The organism is Euzebya pacifica (assembly GCF_003344865.1).
Classification (GTDB): domain Bacteria; phylum Actinomycetota; class Nitriliruptoria; order Euzebyales; family Euzebyaceae; genus Euzebya; species Euzebya pacifica.
Window position 1 is genome coordinate 1750066 of record NZ_CP031165.1, and the last position, 13565, is coordinate 1763630.

At 71.2% G+C, this 13565-nt stretch carries 9 protein-coding genes and 1 tRNA gene; 4 read left to right on the top strand and 6 right to left on the bottom strand.

Annotation, left to right across the window (positions count from 1 at the left end; translation table 11 throughout):
* Positions 1-52 precede the first annotated feature (52 nt).
* From mobF to DVS28_RS07310, 5 genes are all read right to left on the bottom strand, one after another.
* Positions 53-3205 carry a MobF family relaxase gene (mobF, locus tag DVS28_RS07290; protein ID WP_114590876.1) on the bottom strand — a complete coding sequence of 1051 codons (3153 nt, stop codon included), beginning with the start codon at positions 3203-3205 and terminating at the stop codon, positions 53-55.
* Between the two features lie 321 nt (positions 3206-3526).
* Positions 3527-4717, bottom strand: a complete 1191-nt coding sequence (locus DVS28_RS07295; protein ID WP_114590877.1) for a tyrosine-type recombinase/integrase — start codon at positions 4715-4717, stop codon at positions 3527-3529.
* 6 nt (positions 4718-4723) lie between these two features.
* Positions 4724-4960, bottom strand: coding sequence for a helix-turn-helix transcriptional regulator (locus DVS28_RS07300; protein ID WP_108664611.1), 237 nt, complete (start codon positions 4958-4960; stop codon positions 4724-4726).
* 183 nt (positions 4961-5143) lie between these two features.
* Positions 5144-5217: transfer RNA gene (locus DVS28_RS07305), tRNA-Pro, on the bottom strand.
* A gap of 58 nt (positions 5218-5275) precedes the next feature.
* Complete coding sequence (locus DVS28_RS07310; RefSeq protein ID WP_164710105.1) at positions 5276-8134, bottom strand: DEAD/DEAH box helicase; 2859 nt, start codon at positions 8132-8134, stop codon at positions 5276-5278.
* Positions 8135-8190: 56 nt separating this feature from the next.
* On the opposite strand from DVS28_RS07310, the gene DVS28_RS07315 reads away from it, so the two are divergent.
* Together DVS28_RS07315 and tig are read left to right on the top strand one after the other, a co-directional pair.
* A complete protein-coding gene (locus DVS28_RS07315) occupies positions 8191-8394 on the top strand; it encodes a hypothetical protein (RefSeq protein ID WP_114590879.1) in 204 nt (67 codons plus the stop codon).
* Between the two features lie 87 nt (positions 8395-8481).
* On the top strand, positions 8482-9906 hold the full coding sequence (gene tig, locus DVS28_RS07320; RefSeq protein WP_114590880.1) for a trigger factor: 1425 nt from the start codon (positions 8482-8484) through the stop codon (positions 9904-9906).
* A 100-nt stretch (positions 9907-10006) separates the two neighbouring features.
* On the opposite strand, the gene DVS28_RS07325 is transcribed toward tig, so the two are convergent.
* On the bottom strand, positions 10007-11278 hold the full coding sequence (locus DVS28_RS07325) for a hypothetical protein (protein WP_114590881.1): 1272 nt from the start codon (positions 11276-11278) through the stop codon (positions 10007-10009).
* 108 nt (positions 11279-11386) lie between these two features.
* Between DVS28_RS07325 and clpP the strand changes: the two genes are divergently transcribed.
* Together clpP and clpX are read left to right on the top strand one after the other, a co-directional pair.
* Complete coding sequence (gene clpP / locus DVS28_RS07330; protein ID WP_114594040.1) at positions 11387-12049, top strand: ATP-dependent Clp endopeptidase proteolytic subunit ClpP; 663 nt, start codon at positions 11387-11389, stop codon at positions 12047-12049.
* Positions 12050-12207: 158 nt separating this feature from the next.
* Positions 12208-13470 carry an ATP-dependent Clp protease ATP-binding subunit ClpX gene (clpX, locus tag DVS28_RS07335; RefSeq protein ID WP_114590882.1) on the top strand — a complete coding sequence of 421 codons (1263 nt, stop codon included), beginning with the start codon at positions 12208-12210 and terminating at the stop codon, positions 13468-13470.
* The last annotated feature ends 95 nt before the right edge of the window (positions 13471-13565 follow it).

Below are 13565 nucleotides of genomic sequence, written 5' to 3' on the forward strand. Positions count from 1 at the left end.
CTTCCTCGTTGAACTGACACTCTCCAGTCTTGGGCAAGGCTGTCCCCGGGGGTCACATGGTTGGGCCTGATGGAGTGCGTGCGATCTGTGTGGGGGTTGGCCGACGTCGCCGTCCCGCGTCCCGCCGTTGGAGGACACGAAGGGCTCGAACTGCCTCTCGGCGGTCAGGGTGGGACTTGTTGCCCGGGTCCTGACCCAGTGGCGTGTGGTCGGTGATGCGGTGGCGGTCACGGTAGGTCGCGATGGCTCGTGCGTGGGCCCACCAGGTGCGCCGCCGCTCGGGGTCTGTCGGCGGTGGGTTGAGGTGGCGGATCCAGGGTTGTTGTTCGATGGCAGACCGGAGCGCCTTGTCGCCATGCTGTTCGAGGAGGCGGGAACGCTGTCGCAGCGCACGGGTGGTCGCGTCGGATGCCTGGGATTGGGTGGCGCCGATGGCCTCGTGTTCGGCAGCGAGTTGGGCCGCGGTGTTCCAGCGGGCCTGTTCGTCGGCGATGACCTCGTGAGCGGAGCGGGCCGCGCCGTGGCGGCTGAGTATCCGGGCGAGGACGGCGTCGCCAGGGGTGGCGGCGGGGCCCAGATGGGGTTCAGCCGTTGGCTGGTCGGTCGCGGTGTAGACGTGGTTGGCGGAGCGCCCGCGGGTGAGGGCGACGTAGAGCTGCTCGCGGGTCATCGCGGGCGTGGCGATGGTGTGGGCGGTGTCGACCGTTGAGCCTTGGGCTCGGTGGACGGTGATGGCGTAGCCGAGGTCGACATGCCGCGCGGCGTAGTCCGCGGGAATCCGGACGGTGGCGGCAGGCTGGTCGGGGCGGTGGGCGGTGAGGCTGCCGTCGGTGTGGGTGGCGGTGACGGTCCAGCGGTCGCCGTTGCGTACCCATCTGCCGTCGCTGGCTTGAAGGGTGCGGCGGTTGCGGCGGGTGAGGATCCAGTCGCCAGCGCTGGCAGCGGTGCCGTCCCGCAGCGGGACCCCGAGCTGAGCCGATACGTCGCCGTTGGCCTGGCGGTCCAGGCGGGCGCGCCGGTTGAGCGTGGTGACCTGGTCGTTGTCGGCCGCGATGAGCACTGAGGTGTGGCCGTCAACCAGGTCGTTGCGCCAGGCCAGGTATGCCTGTTCGAGCATGTGATCCGTGGCACCGTCATGGATGCGGCCATGCTCGCGATAGGTGTCGATGACCGCGGGGTCGCCGTCGCGGAGGCGTTGGGTGGCGTGGCGTTCCCAGTGGTGATGAAACCGGTGGATCTGGGTGAGGCGGGGATGGTCTGGTCGGTCCCGGGCGAGCAGGCCGAGGGCGCCGCCGGCACCAACCGCGCCGAGCTGGTGGGGGTCGCCCACCAGCAGCACCTTCGCTCGCCGCTGTTCGGCGTGGCCGGTGATGAGGTCCAGGGTGCGGGTGGAGGCCAGCGACGCCTCGTCGACGATGACGAGCTGGCCGGGCCGGAACCGCCGGCGGCCGTGGAGGTGCTCGTGGGTCCACTTGGCCGTGTTCTCCGTGGCGATGCCAAGATCATCGGCCAGGACCTGCGCGGCAGCCGCGCTCGGGGCAAGGCCGATGACCGACCCGGCCCCGTGGGTGTGTTCCCAGGTCTGGCGGAGGGCAGCGAGGGTGGTGGTCTTGCCGGCGCCGGCGGGGCCGATGAGCAGATCGAGCTGACGGCCCGACGTGGCGATGCCCGCAACAGCGGCGAGCTGGTCCTGGGACAGCCCCGACCCGGATGCGACGACCGGCTGGTTGGCGAGTCGCGGTGACGCGGTGCGGCCGCGGTCGAGCAGCCGATCTTCGGCCGCCAGCAGGGCGTGGGAGGTGTAGCGGGTGGCGTGCTTCGGGCGGAGGCGGCCGGTGCCATCCGGGCGTTGCAGCTCGGCTGGCACCGCGGTTTCGGGTGGGGTGACCCGCAGCGACGCCCGCTCTGCGGCCTCGACAAGTTGCTCGATCGCGTGGTTGCGTGCGTGGGGGGTTGCGAAGCGCAGGTGCATGGTCTGGCGGGTGGCTTCGGCGTGCAGGTTCCACCGGGTCCAGGTCGACCGCTTCTCCGACACGTGATCGAGCACGACCAGGGCGTAGCCCTCGACTGCCTCGGCTGGCAGCTCCTCGATGACTTCCGGGGACCCGGTGGGCGGGCGGAGCCATGCTGGGTCGAACCCGAGCAGCGACCGAGCCCGGTCGGCCCACCGGCTGGTCAGCTCGGCCAGGGGGTGCTGGGTCTTGCCGGGCCGAGTTGCCAGGGTGGCCTGCTGCCGAAGCTTGATGACGATCGCTGGCGTTGGGCCAACGCCGTGCGTCGCGCGGTAGTCCGCGACAAGCCGGTCGGTCTCGGTGTCGATGGAGCGGCTGCGGGAGGAGAAGGCCTTGACCAGCTCGTCGGGGACACCGGCGATCTCCCACGCGGGGTTGCGGTCGGCGCCGCGGGTGCGCTGTTCCCATTGCACGCCGAGGTCGGCGCTGAGCCGGTCGGCAAGCGCGGCGTTGTAGCGCTCGGACAGCGCGACCAGGGCGTGGTGCACGGGGCGGCTGTCGAGGCTTCGCCACTTGCCGTCGGAGGTCGTGCAGACCTTGTTGGCGATGACGACATGGGTGTGGAGCTGCGGGTCGCCGGTGCGGGAGTCGTAGTGGTCGAAGGCGGTCGCGATCAGGCCGTCGACGTCGAGCTGGACCACGCCGGCCCTGCCGGCGCGGGTCGCGGCGACCTCGCGCTCCATCAACTCCACGACGTCGCCGATGGCGGCGTGATGGGCGGCCACGATCCGCTCCCGGACCTCGGGAGGTGCGAGGGCCCACCACACCGACACCGACTTGGGGGCGGAGAAGGTCAGGTCGAACCCGGCCACCGCCCGCCTGGTCGGCCGGGACGCCTCCTCTTGCTCGATGCGCTGCACGGCCGAGGCCCGCTGCTCCGTGCCGAGCCCACCGTCCAGCGAGGCGACCCTGGCGCCGACCCGCTCCTCGCGGCGCTTGTACTGGGGGAACGCCTGGCCGAGGGCGTCGCCGGTGACCGGGTCACGGCCGGCGCCGAGCAGCCGGGCCATCTGGTCCTCGGTGACCACGTCGCCCGGCTCCAGGCCGAGGGCGGCCAGCCCGCCGCCGAGCCACCGGCCTGGTGGGGTGCCGGTCTTGGCGTAGTACTCCGCCAGCGGCAGCGACCGGTCGCGCGGCCCGTCGGCGACGGCGACGGAGGCGGTCAGATAGCGGTAGCCGTCCCCGGCTGACATCGCGCGCAGGGATACCGTCACCGCTCGACCACCCGACACGTCTGTCCCATGCCAGGTAGGTGCGCCGACCGGCCCTCCGCACCGGAGGTGCCAGAGGTGTGTCAGTCGTCTCGGGGGCGGGTGGATGTGCGCACCTGTTGGGTGGTGAGGTGGCGACGTAGCTGGTGGCCGTGTCGACGATCGACGTGCCGGACGAGGTCGCGGCACGGTTGAGGACCGAGGCCGAACCTCGTGGTGGGCCGTCCGCCACCACGAGCCCGTGCGGTGCCGCCGATTCGGCGCCACCGGCACGAGTAGTCCAGCGATCACGGAGCGCGACGGTCAGTCGTCGGAGTCGCGCGGGCCGAAGACGTTGTCGAGCAGGTCCGCGGTGGCGGGGTTCACCATCTCGTTGCGCTTGATGTAATGGCGGATGGTGATCCTGGGGTCGGTGTGGCCCAGCAGCTCGGCGGCCAGGTCGACAGTGGCCTGCTCGTTGACCGCGGTGGCCACGGTGCGGCGGATCATGTGCGGGGTCACGCCCTCGATGCCGGCCAAGTCCATCGCCGAGCGGAGCTGCCGTCGGACGTTGTGGGGTGACAAGGGGCCGCCGTCGCGGTTGCAGAACAGCAGCGAGTCAAGCGACCGGTCCTCCAGCGCCACCAGCCGCCGGCGAACCGCCGCCGCACAGAACGACGGCAGCGCCACCGTCCGCACCGACCGGTTCGTCTTGGGGTGGTCCTGCCGCACGAACGGGCTGTTGCGCCCACCCACCACCGTCCCCGCCAGCCGGATCGTCGGCGGCGACGACGTCACGTCGACGTCCCGACGCCGAATCGCCAACGTCTCGCCGATCCGCGCGGAGGTGCCCAGCATGACCTCCACCAGCAGGCCGAGCTGCCCGTCGGGCTTGGGTCCCGACGCGGACTGGCCGCGCTCCCAGTAGCGGATCGCCGCCCGCACGGCGTTGACCTCGACCGACGTCAGTGCGGTCGGCGTGGACGGCGGCCGGCGCAGCCGGGACACATGATCCATGGGGTTGCGCGGGAGGATCTCGTGGCGCACGGCCAAGGAGAACGCCAACCGCAGCACCACGCGAGCCTGCCTCGCGCGGTTGTAGCTCTGCTTGGCCAAGTGCTTGATGAAGGAGTCGCAGCGGGCCACGCCGATCTCCCGCAGCGTCAGCTCCTCGAACGCCGGGAGCACCAGCGTGCGCATGTTGCGCTCGTAGGTGTTGCGGGTGCTTGAGGCCAGGTGCCCCTCCAGGTCCAGGTCGTGCAACCAGTACTCGACCAGGTCAACGAACCGGCTGTCGGGGGTCAGCTCGGTGAACGTGGGCTGGACCAGCGACCGCTCGGCCAGCTTGGCCTTCAGCGCAAACTCCGCCGACCGCTGGGTCCTTGCGGTGGCCTGGACCCGGCGGAGCTTGCCGTCCCAGTCGCGGTAGCGAGTCCTCGCCTGGACCTTGCCGTTCTCGAGCGTGGTGAACTCCAGCTCGCCGAACGTCCCGATCGGGGTCCGGGGCCTACCCACGGCCTGTCACCGCCCCGAGCCCGGCGGGCCGGCTGTACCGGGCGGCTCCGCCTGCGCGTCCACCCACTCCTTCACGTCGACGGCGGTGAACCGCAGGCGCTTGCCGATGCGACGCGCCCTCGGCCCCCGGCCGTGCACCCGCCAGTCGTAGATGGTCTGCCTGGGGACGTCGAGGTAGGCGGCCAGGTCCTCGACAGTCAGCAGCTGTTCCAGCCCGAGCTGGGCGATCTGATCGGTGTCCATACCGAACAGGTGCACAGCCCGCCCCAGACGACTTCGGCCCCCTCGGAACCAAGACCGAACAGGCCGAGACCAGCCGATGTGGACCCCGAGAACGCCCGAGTAAATGGAGGGTTCTTGACGACTTGCGCATGTCCACCTGCCTGGTGGTCACGGCATCCGCGGGTCAAACACGGGGTTTTCGCGTCGGGACGGCCGGATTCGAACCGGCGACCCCCGCCACCCAAAGGCGGTGCGCTACCAGGCTGCGCCACGTCCCGATGGGACCGTCACCGGTCCCTGAGCGGCCAACAGTACCCGAGGACGCGCCTCAGCGGGTCACCCGTGGCGCAGTGCGCCGGCCAGGGCCACGACCAGCTCGCCGAGGCGATCGCCCCAGATCGCCCGGTGTGCGGTGCGGATCGGCCAGCCGCCGGCGGTCAGCTCGAGCTGGCGACGCACGTGGGCATGCGGTCCGCCGGGGTGCAGGCGGGTGACCACCCCGAGGTAGCGCTGTTCGTCGTGCAGGACCAGGTCCACGGCGTGTCGCCCAACGGGGTACGGGGCGGCCACCCGGACCCCGGCGTCCTGCAGGCCCTCGGCCACCGACGCGGTCCAGGGGTCCACACGTCCCACGCCATCCGGTGGGGGCGGTGGGTGGTCGACCTGGTCGAGGTAGTCCGCCACGAGCGACCCCGCCGGGGGTGGCGCGGACAGCACGACCTCCATGCGTTCCCTCGCCCTCGTGGCGAAGACGGCGAACAGGTTGGGGTCGTCGACGAACCGCCACGTCCGCGGTCCGTCGTCGGCCCCCACGCCCAGCGACGCCAGCACGACGTCGCGCTCCATCCCCTGGAAGGCGTGCACCGTGCCGATGCGCAGGCCCAGGTCGTCGATGCCCCGTCGCTGCAGGTGATCCAGGGCGGCGTTCTCCAGCGCGTCGGCCTGCGCCCGGAACGGCGAGACCACACCGACGCTGCGCAGCCCGTCCGACCGCAGCTGCTGCAGCCGGTCGATCACCCAGGTCACCTCCGCCTCGACGACCTTGCGGTCGTTGCGCGCCCCGTCGACCCGGACCACTTCGATCCGGTCCTGCCGGTCGGTCAACGGCGTCCGCGTCGCCACGGTCACCTCGCCTCGGTACAGCTCCCGCCCAACCCACGCGAACAGGTGGGGTGCGGAGCGGAAGTGCTCGTCCAGCGTCCGCACCGGCGCCGACGCCGCGGCCACGTCGAAGATCGAGCTGTCCCGCACGTCCAGCTTCGCCTGCAACGCAGCCGACGCCCCCGGCGCATGCACCCGGATGGCCTCCTTGACCGCGTCTCCGGCCACGAAGGACACGTGGCGCAGCTGCTGGGGGTCACCGACGACCACGGCCCGGGCCCCCCGCAACAACGCCGCCGCTGCCCTCGGCTGGTCGATCGACGACGCCTCGTCCAGGACGACCAGGTCGAACATGGCCGGCTCCAGCGGCAGCAGGTCGTCGATGTCGGCCAGCGTCCCCAACCACACCGGCAGCGGCACGGTCACCTGCTGGCCCACGAGGGTCGCCAGCTGGGCCCGCCGCTTGGCCCGTCCGGCCCGCAGCGCCAGCGCCAGCACCCCGAGCGTCCCGCGGGCCCGTCGGTCCAGCCGCTGTTCGCTGCGGGCCATCGCATCCATCCACTCGCCGGTGCGTTCCTCGACGTCGTGCTGTGCGGCGGCCAGCCCCGGCCAGTCGATCCCGTCCAGCAGCGGGTCCGGGCTGGCGTGCAGCCGCCGCACCGCCGCGGCCAGCCGCGCGACCGCACCCAGCTCCTCCGCGGTGGGGGCCGGCACCCCCAGCGCCGCCACGAGCGACGACCATGCCCGCCGGGCCCCGGGTCGCCACCACGGCGGCTGCGACCTCCCCGTGCGCTCCAGCAGCGCCTCGACGGCGAACAGGTCGGCGGTGGCCACACCCGGCAGGCGCTGCCGCAGCTGACGTGCCTCCGGTCCGTCGCCCAGCAGCGTCGTGCCGGCCAGGGCTTCCGCCACATCCAGCCACGCGGCGTCGCGGTGCCGACGGGCCTGCTGCATCGCCGTGTGCCGCTGCTGCACCTCCGCGGCCGGCACGGCCTGCGGCTCCCCGGCCGACAGTCGCCGGGCCAGCGCCCAGCGCCGATCGCTGGACCCGAACACCACGGGGTCGGGGCCCGGCCGCCGGTCCAGCAGCTCCGAGATCGCTTCGACCGTCGCGTCGGCCTTGGCGGCCACCAGCACCGAGCGTCCGTGGGCGACGGCGTCACCGACGATGGCCGCGATGGTGTGGGTCTTGCCGGTGCCCGGCGCTCCGGCGATGACCGTCACCGGCTCGGTGCGGCTGGCGACGACGGCGGCGTGCTGCGCCTCGCTGAGCCGGTAGGCGCTGGACAGGTCGGGCCCCGGCGACGGACCCGCCGGGGGCGGGTGGTCCAGATACAACGAGTGCAGGGCCGTCCACGTCGTGCCGACCGTGGTGTGCCATTCCGCCAGCGCCGCCGCCGGGCTGAACTCGGGTCGCGAGCCGAGCGCGAACAGGCCGGCACCCATGACGAGCCGCAGGCCCTCGGCGTCCCGCAGGGTCGAGGGCCGACCGACCGGACCGATCACCGCCGGGGCGTCGTAGCCGATCGCGTCGACGACCCGCAGCAGCTGGGCAACGACGTGCTCGGCTGCTGGCATCCGGTCCCCGGGCACGTCCTGGCCAAGGCCCTCCAGGACGCCGACGCCCCAGTCGACCTCTTCCTCCAGTCTGGCTCGGAGGTGTCGGTCCTCCACCAGCGGGGTCAGCTCGACGTCGCCGATCCGGCGCAGCGCGTTGCGGTCCACGACCACGGGAATGGTGACGAGCGGCTCGAACCACTTGTTCAACGGTCCCTCGGCGTCGGTCTCCCCGGTCAGGAACCCGAAGCCCACGCGCAGCGACCGGGTCTGCGGGCGGATGGCGTCGACCGCGCCGAAGCGTGCCGCCAGCTCGCCGTCGATGGGCACCGCACCGGGTCGGTCGGGGGTGGCAGTCCCCAGCGACGGGACCACCCCGAGGGGCAGCCACGAGAAGTGGTCGGGAACCTGGCTCGAGGAGGAACCGCCCTGCCCCGCAGCGGCCGCCATCTCCTCCAGCACCGACAGGACCCCGTGCACACCGACCGGTGGACGGCCGGGGGGCGGGACGGGTGGCGGCTGGTGGAGGGAACCCATGGGGAGGCGCACCATAGAACCTGCGGGCCGACGGTCGGGCACGCACACTGCGAGCCATGAACGTGCCGGACCAGATCGTGTGTGTGGAGTGTCGCGGAACCTGTTACCGGCTGGGTCACGTCCCACCGGAGGGGTGGGAGCCCGGCGACTGGGTTGCCTACCGCTGCGGCGACTGCATGGACCGCTTCGACCTGCAGCTGGTCGACGAGACCGACGACGACACCGACGGACACGACGCCACCGACCCGTACGGTCACTGACCGATGGGCGTGTGCCGGCCCGCCTGACGGCGCGTACGATCCGGCCTTCAGTCCCCACATTGCCAACCCCCAGTTCGAGGCACAACAGTGGTCACCAGCGCGGTCGAGAAGATCGACGACACCAAGGTCAAGCTCTCCATCACCATCGACCCCGACGAGGTGTCGTCGGCGCTGGACCAGGCGGTCACGCGCCTGTCCCAGTCGGTCAAGGTGCCCGGGTTCCGGCCCGGCAAGAAGGTCCCCCTGAAGGTCCTGGAAGGACGCCTCGGCAAGGGTGCCGTCCGCGAGGAGGCCATCCGCGAGGCGTTCCCGGGCTTCTACTCCCAGGCCCTCTCGGAGCACGAGATCTCCCCGGTCGGCCCGCCGGAGTTCGACGTCGACGCCTTCGAGCCCGGCGCCGAGGGTGCCTTCACGGCCACCGTCGACGTGCGTCCCGAGTTCGAGGTCCCCGAGTTCGAGGGCATGACGATCACGCACCCCGAGTGGGAGCTGACCGACGAGGAGCTGCACGCCAACCTCGACCAGGTCCGCGAGCGCTTCGCCGAGGTCGAGACCGTCGAGCGCCCGGCCCAGAAGGGCGACTTCGTCACCGTCACCATCAGCGGCAAGAAGGCCGATGGGACCGAGGTCGAGGAAGCCTCTGCCGAGGACATGCTCTACCAGGTCCCCGAGGAGGACACCGACAGCGAGCTGGACACCCAGCTGGTCGGCGCCTCCGCCGGTGACGTGCTGGAGTTCACCGACGTCCTGGGGCCCGACTACCCCGACGGGCTGGCCGGCCAGGAGATCAGCTTCACCGCCATCGTCAAGGAGGTGAAGGTCAAGACGCTGCCCGAGCTCGACGACGAGTTCGCCCTGACCGCCAGCGAGTTCGACACCATCGACGAGCTGATGGACGACCTTCGCACCCAGGCCGGCGCCGAGAAGCGCCAGATGGCCGTCGCCAACCTGCGTGGCGCCGTCATCGAGGCGATCGCCGAGCTGGTGGAGATCCCGCTGCCCGAGAGCCTCGTCGAGGAGGAGCAGCGCTTCCGCCTGAACCGCCTCGCCCACCAGGCCCAGCACGCCGGCCTGTCGATGGACCAGTTCCTCTCCATCGCCGGCGGCGACGACCCGCAGGCCCTGATGGACCAGATCCGCGAGGAGTCGGAGAACACCGTCAAGGCCCAGCTCGTCGTCGACGAGATCGGCCAGAAGGTCGGCATCACCGTCGAGCGCGAGGACCTCGGCCAGGAAGTCGCTCGCCAGGCGATGCGCATGGGCCGCGACCCGAACGAGATCGCGGAGATGATGCTGCACCCCGACCGCATCGGGGCGCTGTACGCCGACGCCTACCGTCGCAAGACCATCGACCACGTGCTCGAGCACGTCGAGATCACCGACGCCCCACCGCCCGAGCCCGAGCCCGAAGAGTCCGAGCTCGAGGACACCGACGTCGAGGACACCGAGCCGACCGAGCTCGAGGACACCGAGGCTGAGGTCGAGGAGACCGAGGCCGACGAGGAGGAGTGACCTCCCCTCTTCGATCGACGAGACACCAACGACGGCGGCACCCATCGGGTGCCGCCGTCGTCGTGTGCAAGGACCTCTGCGGCCCGGGCCCCCGGGTCCCTCAGTCCACGGACCTGACGAGCAGGGCCCGGCAGGTCACGTCGTCGACCAGGACCTCCACCGGGACCTCCATGGGGTCGTCGGCGGGCGAGGTGGCCAGCGTCAGCGGGTCGGTCTCGCCGTCGACCTCGAACTGCGTGTCGGCGGCGATCTCGACGCGCGCCACGAGCGGGCTGCGGGACGCACTGTCGCCGTCCATGCACGACGGCACCTCCTGCACGTCAGCCGGCAGCTCCAGCTCGACCTCGCCACGACGGTCCCACACGTGCCGCAGGACGGCCTCGTGGCGGGTTGCACCTCGTAACGACGATCCGCGCCAGGTCGTGCGGGGCAGGACCGCAAGCTCGACCACCCGGCGCTCGCTGACGCGGGCGGCCAGCGGCCCGCCGATGACTGCCCAGCCACCACCGGTGTCGGCCGGCGAGATCATCACGTCGATCGGCACGGGCGCCTCGTCGGGACACGTCGGCGGGATCGTGGCCGGGTCCTGACGACACCAGGTCGTCCCCCCGTCGCGACCCACCACCAACCAGCCGTCGGTGATGTGCCAGCCGTCGCGCGGCAGCCGCAGCAGGGTCGCCTGGAAGCTGTGGTCCAGCATCCGGTTGACCGCCGGAGGCGCCGCGTCCAGGGGCGGGACGAGGGGCTCGGGCTCGACCCTGCACGACGTCGGCGTCCCGAGCGGGCGGCCGCCGGCCAGCGGCGAGGACGCCGCTCCCCGCGTGTCGGTGGGCTCCACCTGCTCACCGATGCGAAGGGGGTCCTCGGCGTCTCCCCGCCCCTCGATCCGCTCGAACTCCCTGCTGGTCAGGTCGTCATCGGGGGTGGGGGCGTCCAGGGCGACCAGGTCGGCGGGCGCACGGCCGCTGATCGCGGCGCTGTAGCGCAGCCCCGCCGGGTCGTACAGGGCGCCGAGGTGCGGGTCGACGAACTGCCGGGCCGCGGGACACCACCCGACCAGGCTGCCGATCGGCCCGTCGACGGTGCCGAACGCCTCGACGACGTGCACGGTGTCGTCGGCGAGGTGGCTGGCGAACACCGGCGTGCCGTCGTCCAGCTGGGCAGCGCGGACGGTGCCGGCCTCGGGCAGCAGCAGGACGTTGGCGGGGGCATCGACGGCGAACAGCAGCCGGCCGAGCAGGCCGACGCCGATGACGACGGCCACCAGGACGGGCCACCGGCGGGTGGTGGGTTCGGCCGGTCCGTCGGGGCTGCCGAAGCCCGCGACGGGAGGGTCACCGGGAATGCTGTTGGTGGGCGTCGTGTCGGTCACGAGCGAGGACGGTATCGTGGCGAACCCAGCGCGCCGGTGTCGGCGTCCCGGTCCGTCCGGCGCAGCCGCACTCGCCCCACATGCCCGACGCAGGAGCAACACTTGGACATCTCCACCACCCCCGTCGCCAGCACCGGCGAGGTCTCGCGGTACGAGGTCTTCAACTACCTCGTCCCAACCGTGATCGAGACGACCAACCGCGGCGAGCGTGCGTTCGACATCTACTCGCGGCTGCTCAAGGACCGGATCATCTTCCTCGGGACGCCGATCAACGACGAGATCGCGAACCTGATCATGGCCCAGCTCCTCCACCTGGAGGGCGAGGACCCCGAGAAGGACATCAACCTCTACATCAACTCCCCGGGTGGCTCGGTCACCAGCGCCCTGGGCATCTACGACACGATGACCTTCATCAAGCCGAAGGTCTCCACGATCTGCATGGGACAGGCCGCCTCGGCCGCCGCGATCCTGCTGGCTGCGGGGGAGAAGGGCAAGCGCTTCATCCTCCCGCACGCCCGCGTCCTGATCCACCAGCCGCACGGTGGGGCAGAGGGCCAGTCCACCGACATCGAGATCGCCGCCAAGGAGGTCCAGCGCATCCGGGACCAGCTGGACGCGATCCTCGCCGAGAAGACCGGCCAGCCGGTGGAGAAGATCACCGCCGACACCGACCGCGACTTCATCATGAACGCGACCGAGGCCGTCGAGTACGGCATCGTCGACCAGGTGATCCAGGCCCGCGCGGCGCAGGGCGAGTCACCGATGGCATAGGCCGTCTGGACCCCGCCGGCTAAGACCTCGGCGGGACAGGTCGATGATGGGAATGGATCGACTGCTCCCGCCGATGTCACCCCCCGGGGTTACGATGGCGATCGGCCTGCACGGGCGGGCCGAGGGCGACAACCGCAAGGCGACTGGGAAGGGCGACGATGGCCAAGTTCGGTGAAGGAGGGGACCTGCTGAAGTGCTCCTTCTGCGGCCACACCCAGAAGCAGGTCAAGAAGTTGATCGCTGGTCCGGGCGTGTACATCTGCGACGAGTGCATCGACCTGTGCAACGAGATCATCGAGGAGGAGTTCGCCGACACCCCCGAGGTCTCCAACGGTGACCTTCCCAAGCCCCGGGAGATCTTCGATTTCCTCAACGGCTACGTGGTCGGACAGGACGACGCCAAGCGCACGCTGGCCGTGGCGGTCTACAACCACTACAAGCGGATCCGCGCGGGGGCCAAGGCCGGGGACGTCGAGATCTCCAAGTCCAACATCCTGCTGCTCGGCCCGACGGGCTCCGGCAAGACGCTGCTGGCCCAGACGCTGGCCCGCCTGCTGGACGTGCCCTTCGCGATCGCTGACGCCACCGCCCTGACCGAGGCCGGCTACGTCGGCGAGGACGTCGAGAACATCCTCCTCAAGCTCATCCAGGCGGCCGACTTCGACGTCAAGAAGGCCGAGACGGGGATCATCTACGTCGACGAGGTCGACAAGATCGCCCGCAAGTCCGAGAACCCGTCGATCACCCGCGACGTGTCCGGTGAGGGTGTGCAGCAGGCGCTGCTGAAGATCCTGGAGGGAACGGTGGCCAGCGTGCCGCCGCAGGGGGGCCGCAAGCACCCCCACCAGGAGTTCATCCAGATCGACACCACCAACGTGCTGTTCATCTGCGGTGGGGCCTTCGCCGGCCTCGAGGCCCTGATCGAACGGCGCCTCGGCAAGACCGTCGTGGGCTTCGGTGCCGAGCTCGGCGCGGCCGACGCCAACGACCCGACGGCGCTGCACAAGGAGGTCCTCCCCGAGGACCTGCTGAAGTTCGGCCTCATCCCCGAGTTCGTGGGCCGCCTTCCGGTCGTCACGACCGTGGACAAGCTGGACCGCGAGGCGCTCATCGAGATCCTCACCCAGCCCAAGAACGCGCTTGTCAAGCAGTACCGCAAGCAGTTCGAGTTCGACGGTGTGGAGCTGGAGTTCACCGACGACGCGCTGGAGGAGATCGCCGACCTTGCGATCCTCCGCGACACCGGCGCACGCGGCCTGCGGGCCATCCTCGAGGAAGTCCTGCTGAACACCATGTACGAGGTGCCGTCGATGGACGACGTCTCCAAGGTCGTCATCACCGGCGAGGTCGTCCGCGAGAAGGCCAACCCGACGCTCGTACCGCGATCCTCCGAACCCGAGGAGCGTCGCCGCTCGGCGTGACCCAGTGCTCGGCGTGACCCAGACTGGACGTGATCCAGGGTCGCACCGCAGACGTGACGAGAGGCGCCGGCAGCTGCCGGCGCCTCTCGTGTTGT